At 65.4% G+C, this 18,815-nt stretch carries 9 protein-coding genes; 2 read left to right on the top strand and 7 right to left on the bottom strand.

All coding sequences use genetic code 11. The annotated features are described in order from the left end of the window. Positions 1 to 2: 2 nt before the first annotated feature. The 6 genes from EDF47_RS17475 to EDF47_RS17450 form a co-directional block, all read right to left on the bottom strand. Entirely contained in the window at positions 3 to 1,331 is a 1,329-nt protein-coding gene (locus EDF47_RS17475; RefSeq protein WP_133938806.1) for a DUF2130 domain-containing protein, read from the bottom strand. Between the two features lie 17 nt (positions 1,332 to 1,348). Further along, positions 1,349 to 7,501, bottom strand: a complete 6,153-nt coding sequence (locus EDF47_RS17470) for a DUF4011 domain-containing protein (RefSeq protein ID WP_131846328.1) — start codon at positions 7,499 to 7,501, stop codon at positions 1,349 to 1,351. A 94-nt stretch (positions 7,502 to 7,595) separates the two neighbouring features. After that, entirely contained in the window at positions 7,596 to 7,835 is a 240-nt protein-coding gene (locus EDF47_RS17465) for a hypothetical protein (protein ID WP_131846327.1), read from the bottom strand. Beyond that, a complete protein-coding gene (locus EDF47_RS17460) occupies positions 7,835 to 8,080 on the bottom strand; it encodes a hypothetical protein (RefSeq protein ID WP_131846326.1) in 246 nt (81 codons plus the stop codon). The genes EDF47_RS17465 and EDF47_RS17460 overlap by 1 nt, the downstream gene beginning before the upstream one ends. Before the next feature lie 202 nt (positions 8,081 to 8,282). Further along, positions 8,283 to 9,554 (bottom strand): hypothetical protein, encoded by a 1,272-nt coding sequence (locus EDF47_RS17455; protein ID WP_207896182.1) that lies wholly within the window; start codon positions 9,552 to 9,554, stop codon positions 8,283 to 8,285. 16 nt (positions 9,555 to 9,570) lie between these two features. Then, positions 9,571 to 10,563 (bottom strand): hypothetical protein, encoded by a 993-nt coding sequence (locus tag EDF47_RS17450; protein WP_207896184.1) that lies wholly within the window; start codon positions 10,561 to 10,563, stop codon positions 9,571 to 9,573. Positions 10,564 to 10,703: 140 nt separating this feature from the next. On the opposite strand from EDF47_RS17450, the gene EDF47_RS17445 reads away from it, so the two are divergent. Continuing rightward, positions 10,704 to 12,812, top strand: coding sequence for an AAA family ATPase (locus EDF47_RS17445; RefSeq protein WP_133938804.1), 2,109 nt, complete (start codon positions 10,704 to 10,706; stop codon positions 12,810 to 12,812). Further along, positions 12,793 to 13,995, top strand: coding sequence for a restriction endonuclease (locus EDF47_RS17440; RefSeq protein ID WP_131846324.1), 1,203 nt, complete (start codon positions 12,793 to 12,795; stop codon positions 13,993 to 13,995). The genes EDF47_RS17445 and EDF47_RS17440 overlap by 20 nt, the downstream gene beginning before the upstream one ends. 9 nt (positions 13,996 to 14,004) lie before the next feature. Here EDF47_RS17440 and EDF47_RS17435 read toward each other — a convergent pair whose 3' ends face one another. Further along, on the bottom strand, positions 14,005 to 18,795 hold the full coding sequence (locus EDF47_RS17435; RefSeq protein WP_133938802.1) for a type ISP restriction/modification enzyme: 4,791 nt from the start codon (positions 18,793 to 18,795) through the stop codon (positions 14,005 to 14,007). Positions 18,796 to 18,815 lie beyond the last annotated feature (20 nt).

Raw genomic sequence — 18,815 nt, 5'->3', positions numbered from 1 at the left:
TGTCATCCTTCGGTGCCGTCCGCGGTGTCTTCGACGATCTGGAGCGCCCCGAAGCGGGCCTCCATCGTCGGATTCTTCCGAGTGAGCTTCTTCACGCTGATGTCAGTCGCCTTGTCGTTAGCGAGACGGAGGTTCCGTTCGGAGCCGAGCAACGCCTCCTTGACCTTCTGTAGCCGGTCAATCGACTTGTCGATCTCGGTGATTGCTTCCTGGAATCGGCGCGACGCGAGTTCGTAGTTCCGGCCGAACGCTGTCTTGAAGGCGTCGAGGTCGCTCTCGAAGGACGTGATGTCGATGTCCTGCGCCTTGACACGTTCGAGTTCCGCCTTGAACTCCGCGGAGTGGAGGGCGGCGTTCCTTAGCAGCGTGATGATCGGGATGAAGAACTGCGGCCGGATCACGTACATCTTGGGGAAGCGATGCGACACGTCGACGATGCCTGAGTTGTACAGCTCGTTTTCCGGCTCCAGCAGCGAGACGAGGATCGCGTACTCGCATCCCTTCTCGTTGCGATCTTTGTCGAGCTCCTTGAAGAAGTCCTCGTTCTTGTGCTTCGTGGCAGTCATGTCGGCCTCGTTCTTCATCTCGAACATGATCGAGACGAACTCGGTGCCGTCCTCGAAGTCGCGGAATACATAATCGCCTTTGCTGCCGCTCCTCGCGTCGTTATCCTTCTCGAAGTACGCGTGTGGGAAGGCAGTTGCGCGGATCTGGTTGAAGGTGTTCTCGCAGTGCTGTTCGAGCGTCTCGCCGATCATCTTCGTCGACAACTTGGCCTTCAGGTCGCGCAGCCGCTCGATCTGCTCGTCGCGGTCCTTGATCTGAACCGCCCACTTGTCGGTGAGGGACTTCTCCGAGAGGTCGTGCTCGAGTTCTGCGCGCTTCAGGTCGTTCCGGAGTGTCAGAATCTCCGTGTCCTTTTCGACGACAGTCCTCTGCATGTGCTCACGCAGTTTCGCCTCGGCGAGCTCGACCACGCTCTGTTGCGCCTCGCGGAGGTGCCGCAGTTCGTGCGACATCTCGTCGCGTTCGCGCTCGAGACCGGACACAGCCTCCGTGACCGCGAGCTGCCTCGTGGTCGACTCGGCGGCGAGTTTCGCGGCAAGCTCGTGGATCTCGGCTTCCTTTGCGGCTGTCGCATCGCGCAGTATCGCAGCTGACTTGGCCCCGGCGAGCTCCAAAGCGGACTCCCGCTCGCGCTCGGCGACCTCGAGTCGTTCGTGGAGTGCTGAGTCGAATTCGCGGTCACGGACCTGCTTGACGATGTCGGCGTAGCCGGCATCGTCGAGCGAGAAAGTCTCGTCGCAGTGCGGGCAGCGAATATCGTGCATGTCTGATGTCCCCTTAGTTAGAGTCTTGCGAGGAGTTCGGACTTCTTCGCCGCGAACTCCTCCTCGGTCAGGATTCCGGCCTTCACGAGATCGCCGAGCCTTGCGAGCACGTCGAACACGTCGGTCTGCGACATGTTGGGTGAGGAGGCACCGGCTGCAGCAGCGGGTGCAGGCGCAGGCGCTGGCTCGGGCGATTTAGGTTCGATTAGAGCGCCGGACGTCGCCATCAGAGGGGCCTCGCGCTGCGCCCGCGGGAGGTCGACGACGGGTGCATGCTGGGCCTCCAGATCGATCTGCGATGGCACCGGTGCCGGCGCCAGAGGCTCAGATGTTGGTGCGTCCAGTGGGTCGCCGGGCGTTTCCTGGAAGGTAGCGGCGGATTCGGCGACGGGAAGCCCGGATCCCCTTCGCTCCGCATGGGCCCTTTCGTGTGAGCGAACGATCGCGTCGACGACTGCGTCCTTCGACGCAAGCCACTGCGGCATCCAGACCCGACGGACGGCCGGCCAGTGCATGAGGTTCTCGAGCACCTCGAGGGGGAGTGCGTCCCGATCGGCGACCGTCGCACGGCCCGCCCAGGCGGGACTGTCGAGCAGTACGGCCACCAGCGGTTCGTCCGGCGTCGAAGCGTGCGCCACGGCGAGGTCGACCTTAAAATCCGACAGCCCGACGTTCGTCCTGACCGACAGCCCGCGTGCGCGGAGGGCAGCGGCCACGTCCTCGCGGTGTTGGTCGGTGAGCGTGAGGTCGGAGCGTGCGCCGAGTGCAGCCTCGGCACCATGGTGTGCCATCTCGAGGTAGGCGCGCAGGTGCTTGATCCCGAGCGACGTCGTCTCCTCGGCGCGGAGATCAGCCGGGTCGAAGCTCGTGAACATGACGACCTCGCGCCGCGCTCGGGTTATCGCCACGTTCAACCGACGCTCGCCGCCTGGGTTCGTCAGCGGGCCGAAGTTCAGGGGCAGCACCCCGCGGTCGTTCTTGCTGAATGCGGTCGAGAACAAGATCGTGTCCCGCTCGTCACCCTGCACGTTCTCTAGGTTCTTGACGAACAGTCCGTCGGCCGCGTCGTCGAGGGCACTGGAGATCCGCTCGTCCTCGAGGCCGCGCAGAAGCTCCTCGATCAGTGCCCGCTGCTGGGCGTTGAACGTCACGACACCAAGCGACGGAACGCCCTCGGGATCGTCCGCGAACCGCCTGCTGATCTCAGCGACGATGGCGTCGGCCTCGACCGGGTTGGTCCGCAGTGTTCTGCTCGATGCTCCAGCGGACGCTCGGAGGAATGTGCCCTCGACTCGCCTCAGCGAGACGCCGTGCCCGCCGGACGACGACGTCGCCGGCGCGGGGAACGAGGTGAGCTGGTCATCGTAGTAGTGCCGGTTGCTGAACGCGATCAGAGCTTCGTCCTGGCTCCGGTAGTGCCACGACAGCTGGAATCTGTCGACCCGGGCCTGCACACACTCCGCGAGGATCGACTCCTCGTCGACAGCGACTTGTTCCGGAGCGTCCTCGTCGTCGTCCGATGCGATGGTCGACTCCGCGAAGGAGGTCGGCGGCATCTGCTTCGAGTCGCCCACGACGACGACGGCCTTCGCTCGGCCCATGGCACCGATCGCGTCGGCGACCCGGACCTGGGAGGCCTCGTCGAACACGACCAGGTCGAAGAGATCGCCCTTGGCCTCGAAGAAGCGCGCGACCGAGTCCGGGCTGACGAGCACACAAGGGGTCAGCTCAGTCACGAGGTCGCCGTACGTCGCCATGAGGTCACGGACGGTCGTGCGGCTGCGCTGCTTGTTGATCTCGGCGACGAGGCGGCCGGCCGCACCGGCCGCGGTCGTCGCCGAGAACGAGCGACGCGCGACGACCTGTTCGGGGATGCTCCGCGGAAGATGGCCACGGAGTTCACGTGCTGCGGTCGTGTACTTGTCGATCTGGCGTTCGTGCGCGTCCGGATCGAACTGATCGAGCCCCGTGGCACGCGCGCGCTCGCGACGCGTCGAGAGGGCGAGACCCCGGTCGAAGGCCTCGAGTGCGTCCTCAGCCGACGCGGCTCCGGTGAGTAGCGCGTCGTGGGCTTCGACGAGTCCGGCGTCGCGGATCGGCGCAAGTACCGCGCGCCACTCCAACCATGCGTCGGGGGTGACGGAGAAAGACCCGGACCCCGTGCGGTCGGCCCGGGACGCCTGCCAGCGCTCCACCGGGAGGGCGGTTCCGATCCAACCGGACCAATCGGGCATCGCAGCGAGCGTTGCGTACGCGTCGTGGTGCTCCAGGACTACGGCGCGGAGCTGGCCGTCCGGCCCGCCGCTGCGGGTCGCGTACGCCTCGAGGGCCCTCCGGAACCGTACGTCGGCCGCGTCGTCCGGATTGGAGGCACGGGTGACGTCCGCCACCCACCTCACCCAGCGGGCCTCGTTCGCGATGGACGCCGTGTCCCGCTGGTCTAGGGGGGACCATGCGCCGTGGGACGACAGGCCCGGCTGCGCCGCGACGCGTTCCGCGAGGTCCCGCGCGACGGCTTGCATCTCGGCAGCGCGGATCGTCAGCTGGACCAGGTGGTCGTGGTCGAGGACGATGCCCGGCACGACGACGGGAGCGAGGAGCTCGGCCGCGGCCGCGACCTTCTTCTTCCTCCCGAAAACGCCGGAGGCCTGCGCCTCGGTCGCGGCGGCCGCGACCTGCGCGAGGTCGAGTCCGAGCGACGCCGGCGTGAGCACGGACAGGACGTCTGCGAACCGCTCGGCGAACCCGTCGACATCGCGTTGCAGCGCGTCGGCAGATCTGCTCCAACCGGGCTCACGGATCGCCGAGAGGAGCGCGGTGGTCGTCGGCGGCGCCTCGACCAGGCTGGCGAGAGCAGTGAAGTGCTCTCGGGCGAGTGCCGCCGAGAGGGATTCTCGGAAGTGCTGGTCCTTGACGGCGAGCATCGTGTCGATCGCTTCGTCGTAAGCCAGCGCGGCCGCGTGGAGCGCCCGCGGGTCAGGCTCGGCGTCCGAGTCCCATCCGGCGAACCCCCACGGGTGATCGGCGCTGGGCCGTGCCCGCAGCGCGACATCGGGCGCGTCGCGGAGCGCAGAACGAATCGCGTTCACCTGGACCTCGGTGATCCTCGCGGCCGCATCTGTCGGCACGTCCATCCCCGTTCCGAGGCCCTCCGTGGCGAGTTCGGAGTTCCGCGCCGAGTAGAACGACCGTCCGGACTCGTTGGTCTCGTGCAGGCGCTTTGCGTACCTCGCGAGCGCGCGACGCGTAACCGACACCGCGTCGGACGAGCGCGCCATCGACTCCCGGTCCACCACAGGGCGCTGGGCCAATGCCTCCCGCAGCCGAGCACGGACCTCGACAGGCTTGGATCCCTTGTCGTGCAGGTCGAGCGTGAACGGCGCGAGGCCGACGTCGGTGAGGCGCCGCCGCACGACCTCGAGCGCAGCACGCTTCTCGGCCACGAACAACACCCGTCGGCCGTCGACGATCGACTTCGCGAGCAGGTTCGTGATGGTCTGCGACTTGCCCGTACCCGGAGGGCCTTCGAGTACGAAGGTCCGGCCGGCGGTGGCGGCGTCCACGGCTTCGAGCTGCGACGAGTCCGCCGACACTGGCAGCTGCGCGAGGAGGTCATCGAGCGCGGTGTCCCGCGACTGCACCGTGTCGAGGTCCACCGGGGATCCGATGAATGCCTCGGTCGGAGTCTCGATGAGGTGTTTGACCAGCGGGTTCGTCGCCAGGTCTCGCCAGTGCTCGTCGAGGTCCTTCCACAGGCGGAACTTCGCGAACTGCAGGATGGCGAGGTCGACGGTCGGCTCGACTGTTGCCTCGATCCCGGCTTCCATGATTCGCTTGCGCGTACCGGCGAGGACCTTCTCGATGTTGATCCCTGCCGCGTCAAGCTCCGGGTCGGCGAGGGCCGGGATGGTGAGGTTGTACTCGGCGCGCAGCTTCTCGAGCAGGCAGTAGTTCGGCGTCGACGTGCCGGAGTCGTCGAGCGACACCTGGTAGATGCCACCCCGTGTCCGGGCCTTCATCGTGACGGGGACGAGGATGAGCGGGGAGCGGACGACCCGGGTCTTGACCTTCCAGGACAGGGTGCCGATCGCGATGTACAGGTTGTTCGAACCCGTCTCCTCGATGACGGTCTTCGCCTTGTGCGCCAATGCTTGCAGCTGCCGGCTATAGCGCTCGCCGGAGACGTCCCCGTGGACTTCGCGGCGGCTCCGGAACAGCTCGGTCTTGTCCGCGTCGGTCAGGTACGCGGCGGACTGCACCCCGCGGGCGCGGAGGACCTCCGCGACTGCATCCCGGGGCAGGATGTCGAACGGCTTCCCGGAGTTGAGGTAGTCCTCGAATTCAGCAATCCCGTCCGACGCCGTGTGCAGCTTGATGCCTGCGCGGTCGGTGTAGTTGATGAGGCGGTTCCGCAGGCTCAGGTCGAGCAAGCTGTTCTTCCACTGCTGGACACGAGCCGGGGTGTCGTCGGGCTGCGTGGTGCCGTCACCGTCGTAGGCGTCTGGGACGTACGTCGCCGGCGCCACGCGATGTGCCGTGTACTCCGTCACCGTGACGGATCCGTCGGCGGCGAGGGTCGTTGCCGGCAGGGGCCAGATGTTGCTGGCGCGGGCGATCGAGACGTCGACAGCCCCCATCACCTCGGCAAGGAGATCCATCGAGAGGTGCGCGCGACCCTCAGCACGGATTTCCTCGATGGAGAGCGAGGCGAAGTCGCTCGTCAGCTTCGTCGTCTCGACCACTCCGAGCTTCCCGGCGTCGATGCCGTTCCGTAGCTCGACGCTGGTCGAGAAGATCGACGGCATCGGTTCGTCGAACCGCGCGTAGGCGAGGAAGGCGTGCCCTGTCTTGATGACGAGCAGCGGCCGGAGCCCGACACGTTCGAGGGCCGCCGCGAGCACGACGGTGGTGTCGAGGCAGGTGCCGAAGCGGTCCTCCAGCACCTCGGAAGGGGTGCGGACCTGCTGGCCGATCTTCCAGCTTGCCGGCGGCATCGAGTACCGGACGTCGCGACGACGAACGGCCGTCATGATCGCATCGACCATCGCGTCGATTCGCGCTGGATCGCCGTCCTGGTAGCCGGCGAAGCTCGCACGGCCGGTCGTCGCTCGGAGGATCTCGGCTGCGTCGTCGATGATCGGTGCGAGCGCCGGGTGGTTCGGCTGGACGTGCGCAGCCAGTAGTTCGGCGTGGAGCTGCCGTCCGAAGAAGTACCAATGGTGTGCCGCGAGGAGGTCGATCTCGGCGACGCGGCTCGCGAGGACTGCCTCGCCGTCGCGGAGCGTCACTCGGACCTCGGCCGGCTGGTTCGTCTCCACCTTCGACATGAGAGACGGCTCGAGGTTGAATCGAAGGTCGTCGAGCCGCACCGCGACGTCGGTGACGAGATCGAAGAAGTGCTCGCGTGGTTCTCCGAGAGAGACGCCCGAGGCGACCACATCGATCGTGAGACGAGCGTTTCGGATGCTGACGCCCGTGTGCACGACCAGGACTGCTTCGACCACGCTGATCCGGTTCTGGGCCATCGCGTAACTGACGAGCGGCGACGCGAAGACCTCGAGCGTCGTCGTCGGGAACTGCTCGGAGTCGACCGCATCTGTCGTCGCGTGGACTTCGGCGGTCGCGGTGACCCCAGCCGGCTCCGCTTTCGCCATACGCGCTTGGAACGCTCTGCGCAGCGCGGCGGCTTCGGATGCCTCGGCCGGTGCTTCGAGGAGTTCGAGAACGCGGACGGTCGTGTCGAGCGCACGGTAGGTGTCCGCCTCGTCGAACGGGGCGTTGTGCGCCCACCGGTTCCGGACGTCGCGGAGTTCGCCAGCGAGACGACGACCGCTGTGGTCGAGCTCGAACGGGTAGCCGAGCTGGGGCAGTTTCTCGGTGAGTGCGCGCAAGATCACCTGCAGGTCGGACGACGCATAGGTGGTGTTCGGACGACCGTGCTTCTGACGGTCGAGTAACTCGATGAGCATCGGCCACTTCGCATCCCCGGCGAGCCGAGGTTGAAGCACACGTTCCACGACGGGCTCGAGGCCTGTCGCTGCCGACCGCAGTGCGCTTCCCACGAAGTCGATGTTCTGTTCCACGCGCCGAAGCCTCCCGACTTGGCAGCTGACGAGCGCGCACCCCCACGGTTCGCGGTGTCTCGTCAGTCTGCTTGAACATGCTGCCATGAGGCACCGTCATTACTGAGTCCCGTTCCGGCACCAAAGCGGGGGGCTTGACGGGAACGCGCACGAGATTGCGGGATGCAACCGCAGCTCCCGTTCACCCGCTCGGCGTCAGTTCACCGCGCGCAGTCCGGACCCATCCCATGCCCGCACTGGCGCGGAACGAGATCTCGTCGACGCGCTTCTTCTCAGACGCCGTGAACGGCCGCACGGGATCGCAGATCTCACGAACCGGCTTCGCGAAGTCCCACGGAAAGGACCGACCATCGGACTTGCGCTGGTCGATGTTCGCGATGGAGTACTCGCCGGGCGGAACGCAATGCAGCTTCGGCGTCATCACTGTCGTGAACCCGCGGCAAGCTGTTCGACGTGCGTAGGCTTGCCGTCTGGTCCGATCTGCATCGCTGCCCAGGCACTGATTTGGGCGGCCTGTTGTCGGCGTTCGGTCCGTCGGCCCTGGTCGTCTCGGTCGGATTCGATGTCGTAGAGCTTCTTCGCCTGTCGGCCAGCGATGACCGCCGTAGCGAGCGCACCCGCCGTAGCGATCGCACTCAGACCCTCGAACACCGTGCCCCATCCCATGCAAAGATGCTATCGGTGGAATGTGAAGTATCGCAAATTAGTCGAGAAAGTACGTCCGGGTCTTGCGGTCAGTGTCGAGGACGAGTTCCGGCGCCACGCCGACGTGCTCCGCGAGCGCGACCGAGCCCTGTACGGCAATGTAAATGTCGGGCGAGAACGCGCGCTCGAGCAGGGAGATGTAGGTGGACGTGCTTACCCGGATTCATTCGAGCAATTCCTGGTGTTCGACCGAGAGCTGTTCGTCGAGTACGCGTTGTTCGTTGGCGTACCGCGCAAGGAGGTCGGCTTCTTGCTCTGCGAGCGCGTCAGATGCAGCTCGGTACATCACGGCCCCGACGGCGTTCCCGATGACGGCGCCGAGCACTGGGACCGGGATGACCGCCTGCCCGACGAAGGAGGACAAGGCACTGACTGCGGCCTCCACGGAAAGGAGCTCAGCGTTTTCGATGAACTCGACCTCGCTCAGATCGCCCGAGCGGAACTTGTGCGCCTGCTCAGCGATTCCGAAGGCTGCGGTTACCAGAGAACTCGCAACGGCTGCTGGGGTCGCGGTGAAGTTCGTGAGCGAGTAGAGGCTCGCACCACGGACGCTGCCTTTGACAACGCCCCACCCGGACTCGCCCAGGATCTCGGTCCAGTCGCCGCTAGTGAAGTCCTTCAGCGGCGTCCCCGCGCGGCGCTTCCTCAGCACGGCCATGACGAAGCTCGTTCCGCCCTCGACCGCCCCAGCGATGATCGTGGCTTTTGCTCCTTCGCGTAACGTCGCGCGGCTCGCTTGAAGCGCTTCCTCACGCAGAGATCGATCAGTGGCTCGGAGCGACTCTTCTTCTGTCGCGAACGTCTTGGCGTACGCGCCCCGCTGTGCGTCCCCGTAGTCGAGGGCGGAGGGCTCGAGGGCGTCGATCCCGACCTCACCCGATTCGAAGAACGCTTGGACACGTTGCCAGTCCTTGAGCGACCACCCCTCGGGTCCGCCGCGGACGAGCTTGCTTGCGTCTGCCGGTCGCATTTCGTACAGCGCGCGGATCGTCTCGTAGTGATCGGCGGGGATCTGGTATCGCCCGCCGTTCTGTACGAAGTCGGGGTACTTCTCGAGGTGCTCTGCGACGGCCCGGAGCCCGAAGCGGCCGCCTGCGGCCACGAATTTTTGCTGGACCTCCACGCCCTCTCGCAGGAGGTCCGCCGGGCCGTTGTCATTCACCCACTCGTAGACCGCTTCGTTTCCGAGGACTCGAGCGCGTGCGTTCTGGATGCCGGTCTCCGCGACCTCGGCAATGAAGCCGTGCATTCCCTTGATGCCGCCTCGGTTCCGGGTGACGACCTCGACATTGATCGTGCGCATCGCCGCTTCGACGGTCGTCAGAGCGTCCTTCAGGTTCTCTCCCTGGTCGGCCAGACGAGAGAGCAGTGAGTCGAGTCGCAGTTGGTTCAGGTGATTGACCCATGCGGCGACCGCCTGCTCCTGAGTGCTCATGACGAGCTTGGAAGTGTCACTCATCGATGACCGCCGGGTTCACCCGCTTGGTCAACACGTTGGCGCACGCCGCCGCGGTGTTCACGAGCACCGCGAGCTGAGACTGCTGCTCCGTGGTCAATCCGAGGAAGTCACGCGCGAACAGCGCTTGCGACTTCGTGAAGTGATTCAGCAGGAGTTCTCGGAGCGACGTGCTCTGCTGTAACAGCTCTTCAATCTGCGCGTCCAGCCCTTCTACCGTCGCGGTGTTCTTCTTCAGCGCGAGCAGAGCCTTCTGTTTCGTCTCCCGCGTCTCGAACTTCTTCTTCGTGAACAGCACGACCGAGGTGAGCAGGGCGGCTCCGGCGACCGTCCAGCCGATCGGACCTGCGAGGGCCAGTAGCGCCCCACCTACCGCGGTGCCTCCGCCGCCGGCCGCAATCGCACCTCCGCCGAGCCACGCGAGAGCTGCGTTTGTCGCCGCAGCGCCGGAAAGCGTCGAGATCGCCGTGCCGGTGGAAGCCGCGCCGAACGTTGTCGCGACCCACATCGCTGCCGTTGGGGCGAGGCTGGCGACTGCAGCCCCCGCTGTCAGCCCTGCACCGGCGCCCAGCGCGGAAGCGCGCGCGGCCTCGAGGTCCATGCGCGCGAACTCCTCGGCGTCGAGGAAGGCGGCACGGCTCAGGTCGATCACCTCGAAAGCCGTCTCGAACGACTTCGGCGTGTTGGCGATGCTGTTGACGAGGAGCTCGACGAGCTCGAGGAGGTCCGCGGAGCGCTCCCGCTGGCGGAGGACCGCGAGCCCCTTATCGTTCATGGCGGTGAATGCGCTGTTGTACGCGACGACGACTTCTTCGTACGACTCGGCGTCCGAGTCGATCAGGTCCTCGACGACCTCCGCGAGCGCGTCCCGCCCATGCATCGTCTGACTGATGACCTTGCTAGAGGCATCACGGGTCGCCCTCCCCACATTGTCGAGGGTGCTGGCGAGCCCGTGCCTGAACTTCTCGGGGTTGAACCGTTCGACCAACGTCACTCCTGGTTTTGAGGTGGGCTCTGCGCGAGCAAAACTATCCGAAACGACTGACGCCGAGCGGTGCCGCGTACGAATGTGCGGAAGCCCGCAGAGGTGTTATCGGCGAAGAGCACCGAATCCGTCAGACTGAGCAGATGAGCCGCTCCGAGAACCGGATGACCCGACTGCGCGAGGCGCTGCGCTACCTACATGACCATGGTGGCCAGGCGCGTCGCCTCGAGGTCTGGGAGGCGGTGATCTCGGCCGTCCCGCTCGAAGTAGAGGAGCGAGAGCCGAACTCGAAGGGCCGTCCGAAGGGTGAGTCGGACTTCCTCTGGGGCACGACCTCACTCGTGCACGCCGGGTTCATGACGAAGCGTAACCGTGGCGAATGGCTGCTGACCGATGGTGGCCGTGCTGCCGCGGAGCTCGAGCCCTCGGACTTCACTAGAGCCCTCAATGACGGCGAGCGCGCGTTCCAACGAGAACAGCGGGAGGATCGCGACCTACGCCTCGCAACGGAGATCGTCCCGCCCGACTCGCGTGCCGAGGTCATCCGCAACACGAGCGCGATCTTCGTCGACCGCGGGCTGCGGCGGCTCGACTCCGTCTTCGCACCCGGGCGGAGCGTCTGGCGTCGTGAGGTCCTGCAGGAGATCGAGCGTGTTTTCCTCGATCGGCCTGATGCCGACGGCCCGGACTTCCTCGCGAAGATCGGAGCGCAGTTCGACGATGCGAGCGATGACGCGAAACTCCTCATGGCCGAGCTGATCTGCTGGCAGATCCTGCCCCTGCAAACTCCGGGCGAAAGAAGGAAGCGCGAGCGTGTGCGCTTCTTGCTGGACCGGATGGAGCATCCGGTGACGATCCCGACCGAGATCGATGAAGCATTTCGCTCCTGGTCGTTCAATCCGGGTCAGGCGCTGTCCGGAAGTCACACGTTCACCACGCTCGCCGTGGTCGTCCGGACCGCTAAGGCGTGGATGGCCCTCGATGAGGACGCTCGTGGTCGTGCTCTCGATGATCCATGGGCGTGGCGTGACCTCGTGGCGGCGGTCGACGGAACCGCGCTTCCCATCCAGCGGAATGAGCTGCTGTTCCTGGTCCATCCCGGAGTGTTCGGAGAGGTGGTCTCCGGCGACAACCGGGAGTCCATCCGGAGCGCATTCGCGGGCGAGGTCGAGGGGCAGATGGATGATGACCCCGACGCAGCGCTCCTACAGATCACGATTGCTCTGCAGCAGAAGGCGAAAGGTCCTGCGCTTTACTATGAGGAGCCGCTCTCGTCACGGTGGCAGAGGCGGCTCGTCCCTGCAGCGCCTTCCGACGACGCACAGAGCTCCGACGGGGAAGCGCCAGTGGCACCGCGAGACGATTTCCCGCGAGCGAACGGGGCGTTGACAGACTCCCTCCACATGCCGCTTCCGTGGCTGCAGGGCACCCTCGATTTCATCGAGCGCCGCAAACAGGTGATCCTCTACGGCCCTCCGGGCACCGGCAAGACGTTTCTCGCCCAGGCCCTGTCGAAGCACGTGACGGACGGCACCGACGGCGACACCACCATCGTGCAGTTCCACCCGACGTACTCGTACGAGGACTTCTTCGAGGGCTTCCGCCCCGTCGCCAACGACGACAGCGGCAACCTCGCCTTCACTCTTCGGAAGGGACCACTCCGGCGCCTCGCCGACGCGGCCGCCGCCAACCCGGAGGCGAACTACTTCCTGGTCATCGATGAGATCAACCGCGGCAACATCGCGAAGGTCTTCGGCGAGCTGTACTTCTTGCTCGAATACCGGGACAGCGAGATCTCCCTGCTCTACAGCGACGAGCCGTTCACCCTGCCGAGCAACATCTTCGTCATCGGCACGATGAACACCGCAGATCGCTCGATCGCGATGCTTGACGCCGCGATGCGGCGCCGCTTCGCGTTCATCGAGCTGCACCCGGAACGCGACCCCGTGCAGAACGTGTTGTCGCGTTGGGTGGTGACCAAGGGCCTCCAGGACGACCGTGCCGCGCTGCTGACGCGACTCAACGCGCAGATCCAGGACCACGATGCCAAGGTCGGCCCGTCGTTCCTGATGCGCGATCTCCGTGGGACCGGTCTGCAGGACGTGTGGCGGTACGAGATCTTGCCGCTCCTGGCGGAGCACCACTACGGCGAAGGCGTCGACCTGGAGGCGCGGTACGGCCTGGCAACGCTGCGTCGGCAGACGACGCCCGCGTCGGCGGACGGGGCCGAAGGTGCTTCCGTCGACGATTGAGCTGCGGGAAGCGGACCAGCCGGTGGTGCACCGGCTGCCGCGGGCGGTCGCCGTCGGGCTCGCGGCGGCGAACATCGCGACCGTCGCGCCCACGCTCGGAGAGGACGAGTACCGCGTGAGCGGTGTCCGGAAGGTCGGCGTCGTCCGGATCGCCGGTTACACGGTGTGGTTGAAGCCGAAGACGCCAGTGCGGCGGCTGTTCGCGATGCTCGGGTACGCCCGTGCCGGGAGCGCGATATGGACGGTGGACGACTTCGGGTTCGAGGAGGACGAGGACCTCTTGCCGGCATTGGCGCACGCGTTCGTGCGGCAGGCCTCGCGGGCGTTGGCCGGAGGGCCGCTCCGCGGGTACGTCACGCGGGAGGATGCGCTGCCGCTCGTGCGCGGACGGTGGCGGATCGGGGATCAGCTGACGCGGCGGGGCGGGCAGCCGCTGCCGGTCGAGGTGTCGTTCGACGACTACGTGGAGGACATCGCGGAGAACCAGGTGCTACTGACCGCTTTGACCCGGTTGTTGCGCCTGCCGGGAGTGCCGGCGGACGTGCTCGGAGCGCTGCGGCGGATCGTGCGGGTGCTCGATGGGGTGTCGGTGATCCCGGTCGGGGCGCCGGTGCCGGTCGTTCGGGCGGATCGACGCAACGCGCGGTACTCATCGGCGTTGGCTCTGGCGTCCCTCGTGTTGTCAGGGTCGTCGGTCGAGCAACGCGCCGGGGCGGTCGTCGCGTCGGGGTTCCTGGTGGACATGTGGTCGGTGTTCGAGGACTTCGTGTCGGCTGCCCTGCGTGAGGCTTTCAGGCCGTACGGGGGAGTGCTGGTGTCGCAGTACCAATCGACGCTCGACATCGACGGCACGGTGAAGATCGCCCCGGACCTCGTGTGGCTCGTCGACGGAGAGGTACGGGCGTGCATCGACGTGAAGTACAAGGTTGAAAAGCACGGGCAGTACCCGAACGCAGATCTCTACCAGATGGTGGCGTACTGCCGGAGGTTCGGGTTGGAGGAGGGGTGGCTGGTATACGCCGGGACGGGTAGCGAAAACTCTTCGGCGGAGTTGACGAACGGTCCGACAGTCACGCGCAGTCCGGTCGATCTTGATCGAATCGGAGTCGCGTCCCGACTTGACTTCTTTCAATTGAGTGCTCGCGTTGCAGGCGGGGTGCCGTGCGAGCGGTCACGGCCGTGACTCGCTCCACTACAGGTCCGGTCCGCTGCGGTAGTCCAGAGCGGGAAGCGCCGCGACGATGCGAACCGTTTCGACGCTGACCGTCACGATGCGTTGGATCAGCTCGACGATGTAAGCCGAGTTGCCATGTTCAGCTCCCCAGTCGTTGGGATCGTTGACGATGCCGGACGCTTTGTCGGTCTTGACCTGGTACCGCTCGAGGATCCAGTCGAGTGCCGACCGAGAGCCGAGCTTGTACTCGTGCGCCGCGGCCGGGATGCCACTGATCGTTACGCCGGACGCAACGTGAATGACCGTGCGGTCCCAGTTGCCCGCCTTGCCGCCGTACCGCACCTTCGTCACGCGCAGGTCAGCGGGTATCGGCCCGCTGAGCTCTACCGGGTACAAGTCGGCGCTTTCATACCCGATGTGTAGCTCGGACAGCGCCCGACCTGCCGCCGCAAACGCCTGGAAGTCGGCCGTATCTGTCAGTTCCGGGATGCGCGGCAGCATCTTCTTCAGATCAGCGTCGAACTCGCGTCGGTAGTCCTCGGAGTGCAAGAGCCCGTAAACAGCGAAAAACACGTCATCACCGGTGACTTCCTGCCCGTACAGCTTCCGATACCGGGCGAGCGCGGTGTCGGTGATGTTGTCGCGGCGTTGCGGCCCGTCGAACATCGCGAACCCCCCGTCGTTTTGCTTAGCGTCGTAGACGTAACGCGGGAAGAACTGACCGCTGCCGGAGCCCCAAAGCGCAAGGTCGGGAACTGCGTCAACCGACAGCGCTGAAGCCGCATGGCCCGCTCCTGGCGCGGTGAGGTAGATGCCGTGGTTGCGTTCACCCGAGGGGAAATACGCCGTGTGCTGAGCAGGGCGGTGGATGACGCGAGGATCGAAATACAGCTGTTGACGGCTGAAGGGGCGGTACATGGCTGTTGTGATCTGAGCGTTGTTAACGCTGATGCGTTCGTCGCGCTTGAACCGGGCGAGCAGTGACGACGTCCAGCTGATGCGTTCCGGATTCGTATCGATGAAGTCCTCGGCAGGTTGCGGTCGGCCCGCTTGCTGCCAGCGGTCGAGTTCGGCGTTATACGCGTCGATCATGCGGGTTACGTTGCCGCGAAGCGCTGGGGCGGACGAGTTGTAGACCCACGCGTCGCGGTTGGTCTGGAGCCCCGCTGAGAAGCTACGGAAGATCGCCGACTCGGGCGCCTTGCGATCCCCGATCGCGGTGAACGTCTCGAAGGCGTCGTTGCGCTGGTTGATCCAGTCGCCGTGGTTGTTCGGGGTTATCTGCTGCCACGGGACACCGTCGGAGTCGCGGTACTGCTCCAGGAGGCCGAGCTTGTCGTCGCGGCTCAGGTAGTCGCCGATGTCGCGGTAGTGGATCGCGCCGGAAGAAGACCGGTCGGGGTTCTTCACGAGCAGTGAGATAGCGACGGAGGCGCGGCTGCCTGAGCCAAACACCTTCCCGCCTTCGCGTCGGGACTCCTCACCAGCGGTGCGTTGATTGCCGCGGAGGTTGAGGATGTAGAGCTCGGTGAATTCGTCTTGGAGGGCGAGCCGGAGGCCCGCTGCGGTGTTGCCGTCGAGAAAGCCGCCGTTGGTGACGTAGGCGACAATGCCGTGGTCCTTGATCCGGTCGGACGCCCAGCGGATCGCACGGATGTAGGAGTCGTACAGGCTGTTCTTGTTCTGCCCCGTCGACCGCGCCGCATAGGTGTTGGCAATGCGCTTGTCGAGGTAGGGGTACTTGAGGTTCTGGTTGTTGTCGTTGGCGGAGTCTTGCCCGGATGAGTAGGGCGGGTTGCCGACGATGACACGGATGTCGAGTGCGTTCTGCTGCTTGACACGTTCGTTGTTGTCGCCGAACACGCCCTGGTCGTCGTAGGTGTCGTCGTCCTCGGCGGTCTGGAATGTGTCGGTGAGGACCACGCCGGGGAACGGCACGTACTTGCCGCCCTGGAGGCTGTTGTAGGTGGCTTCGATGTTCACGGCGGCGACGTAGTACGCGAGCAGCACGATCTCGTTCGCGTGGAGCTCGTGCCGATACTTGTGCGCCAGATCGGCCGGGGTGATGAGGCCGGATTGAAGGAGGCGGACGATGAAGGTGCCGGTGCCGGTGAACGGGTCGAGGACGTGGACGCCGTGGTCGGTGAGGCCGGCACCGAAGTGGTCGCGGGAGAGCCTGTCGGCGCTTCGGAGGATGAAGTCGACGATCTCGTTGGGTGTGTAGACGATGCCGAGCCGTTCGGACGTTCCCCGGAAAGCGCCGGTGAAGAACTTCTCGTAGAGCCGTTTGATGATCGTCTGACGGCCGGAGGCGTCGCTGATGCCAGCGACGGTTCGTTGCACGCCGGCGTAGAAGCCGGCGAGGTCACTGGTTTCGGTGGTGAGGTTCTGCTCTTCGAGGGCGTCGACCATGCGTTGCATGACCTGCGAGACCGGGTTGTGGTCGCTGAAGGCGTGGCCGGCGAAGAGGGCATCGAAGACGGGTTGGGTGATGAGGTGCTGTGAGAGCATCTCGATCGCCTGCGGTTCGGTGACACCGGGGTTGAGGTTGTCCTGGAGGCCTTTGACAAAGCGGGTGAACTCGGTGTGGAGACTTTCGTTGGAGCCGTCGACGAGGCTGGTGATGCGCGCGATCTGCCGACCGGCGATTTCGGCGACGTCTTTGGCCCAGTTTTCCCAGTAGTCGCGTTCGCCGACCTTGTCCACGATGCGGGCGTAAATGGCGTTCTGCCAGTCCGCGCCGAGGATGCTCATGTCGAGCGGGATCTGCGACGTCTCCGGTGTCGCCGTGCCCGGTGCGGGCTCGGGGAGGTCGGCGTCGGTGTAGTTGGTCGCGATGACGGGACCGGTGTCAGTGCGGCCGTTTAGATCGATCTGTTCGATCTTTGCTTCGAAGCGTTCATCGTGTGCACGGAGTGCGCGGAGGACGTCCCAGACGACCTTGAACTTGGTGTTGTCGTTGAGCGCTTGCTCGGGTGACTGTCCCGCTGGTACTGCGATGGGGAGGACGATGTAGCCGTAGTCCTTGCCGGGGGCTTTGCGCATGACGCGGCCGACGGATTGGACGACGTCGACGGGGCTGTCGCGAGAGTTGAGGAAGATGACCGCGTCCAAGCTGGGCACGTCGACACCTTCGGAGAGACAGCGCGCGTTGGTGAGGATGCGGCAGACGTTCTCACCTGCCGTGTCGGCTTTCAGCCAGTCGAGCTTCTGGTTGCGTTCGAGGATGTTCATCCCGCCGTCGACATGGTCCGCTTCGAGGCGGAACGTCTGCTCGTCGCCGTCGGCGTTCCGGTCGATGCGGGCTCCGGCGAGGCTGTCCGCGCGGACGCCGTCGACGCCGTCGTAGCCGTTGAGGTATCCGCGGACGGTTTTCGAGTCGGCGATGGAGCGGGAGAACGCGACCGCCCGGCGGAGCGGCTTGTGCGCGTTCGGGGCGGTGGTGTCGATGCCCTGCACGCCCCGCTTGGCGAGGCCGTTGTAGATCCCCACGATGCGGGCAGCGTCGGGGATGTTCAGTTCCCCGTCGGCGGCGAACGTTTCCTGGAATGCGGATCCGATGGAGTCCTCGTCGATGGTGAGGACCAGCACCCTGTAGTCGGTGAGGAGGTCCCGTTCGACGGCTTCCCCGAACCCGAGCCGGTGGAACACGGGGCCGAACACGGCTTCGTCGTCCATCGAGTACAGCACAGCCGCGTTTTCATCCGCCTGGCTGCGGGCGGATTCGGCGTAGATCTTCGGCGTAGCGGTCATGTAGAGCCGCGCCTGCGTCTGGATCGACTCGTCCGAGTGCACGCGGAGAAACGCCGACTCTTCCGCGCCTTGCCGGATGAATCCAGCGGTGCGGTGTGCCTCGTCGCAGATCACGAGGTCGAAGTCGGCGAGACCCTCTGCTTGGGCTTTCGCGATCACGTCAATTGATTGGTACGTCGAGAAGAAGACGGTCAATCCGTCGGGCGCTGTACTCTTTGCGACCTCTGTGAGGAGCTGTTTGGTGTTGGTTGTTGCCGGGTATGCAAGGTCAGCAACGGTGAAGTCCTCCGAGACGCGCCCGACCTTGCTGTCGGAGCAGACCGCAAAGGCGCGAAGCGGCATGGCGCGTTCTTGGGACCATTCCCGCAAGGTCTGCGACAACAAAGCGATTGAGGGAACGAGGAACAAGACGTTGCCTCCGCGCCCGGCGACATCCTCCGCAATCCGGAGGCTTGTGAAAGTCTTGCCTGTTCCGCAGGCCATGATCAGCTTGCCCCGCGCCGACTCGGCAAACCCGGCCCGCACGGCGTTCAGTGCCTCCACCTGATGCTGGCGGAGCATCTTCTGTTGCGGGGCTGCTAACGAATCGGGGTGGTCGAAGGAGTACTCGGACCAGTCGATACCGGAGTGTTCAAACTCTTCAATCGGGATCTGCGCGGTGGGCAGCTGCTGATCGACGAGCGCTTCGAGCGCGTTCTTCCCGAGCGGGGCGGTGGCTACGATCAGGCGGGAAGAGAACGCCGCCTTTCCCGACGCGGTGAAGAACGAGTCGAGGTCGCCCTTCTGAACCGTGTTGCCCGCGTCGTGGAACTTGCACTGGATCGCGCACAACCCGCCACCATGACGCTCCCGTGCAACGAGATCGATGCCGGTGTCGGTCTTCCCGTTTCGGTCAGGCCAGTCTTGCCAGAGCCACACCTCGTCGAAGCGCGCCGTCCACTTCGGGTCGGTTGTCAGGTACGCACGAGTCAACCGTTCGAAGAGGCGGCCCTTGGTGCGCTTGTCCGGAGCGATGGTCGCGTAGACGTCGAGCAGATCGTGGATGGACATCGCCATGATGCGGTTCCCCTTGAGGT

Origin of the sequence: Curtobacterium sp. PhB190 (genome assembly GCF_004365385.1) — a bacterium.
Taxonomy (GTDB): domain Bacteria; phylum Actinomycetota; class Actinomycetes; order Actinomycetales; family Microbacteriaceae; genus Curtobacterium.
This window is presented reverse-complemented; position numbering and strand designations above follow the sequence as displayed.

What these genes read in the sequence shown, in the direction of transcription:
- EDF47_RS17475 (WP_133938806.1), bottom strand. Translation starts at nt 1,331, where the DNA reads ATGCACGATATTCGCTGCCCGCACTGCGACGAGACTTTCTCGCTCGAC.
- EDF47_RS17470 (WP_131846328.1), bottom strand. Translation starts at nt 7,501, where the DNA reads ATGGCAGCATGTTCAAGCAGACTGACGAGACACCGCGAACCGTGGGGG.
- EDF47_RS17465 (WP_131846327.1), bottom strand. Translation starts at nt 7,835, where the DNA reads ATGACGCCGAAGCTGCATTGCGTTCCGCCCGGCGAGTACTCCATCGCG.
- EDF47_RS17460 (WP_131846326.1), bottom strand. Translation starts at nt 8,080, where the DNA reads ATGGGATGGGGCACGGTGTTCGAGGGTCTGAGTGCGATCGCTACGGCG.
- EDF47_RS17455 (WP_207896182.1), bottom strand. Translation starts at nt 9,554, where the DNA reads ATGAGCACTCAGGAGCAGGCGGTCGCCGCATGGGTCAATCACCTGAAC.
- EDF47_RS17445 (WP_133938804.1), top strand. Translation starts at nt 10,704, where the DNA reads ATGAGCCGCTCCGAGAACCGGATGACCCGACTGCGCGAGGCGCTGCGC.
- EDF47_RS17435 (WP_133938802.1), bottom strand. Translation starts at nt 18,795, where the DNA reads ATGGCGATGTCCATCCACGATCTGCTCGACGTCTACGCGACCATCGCT.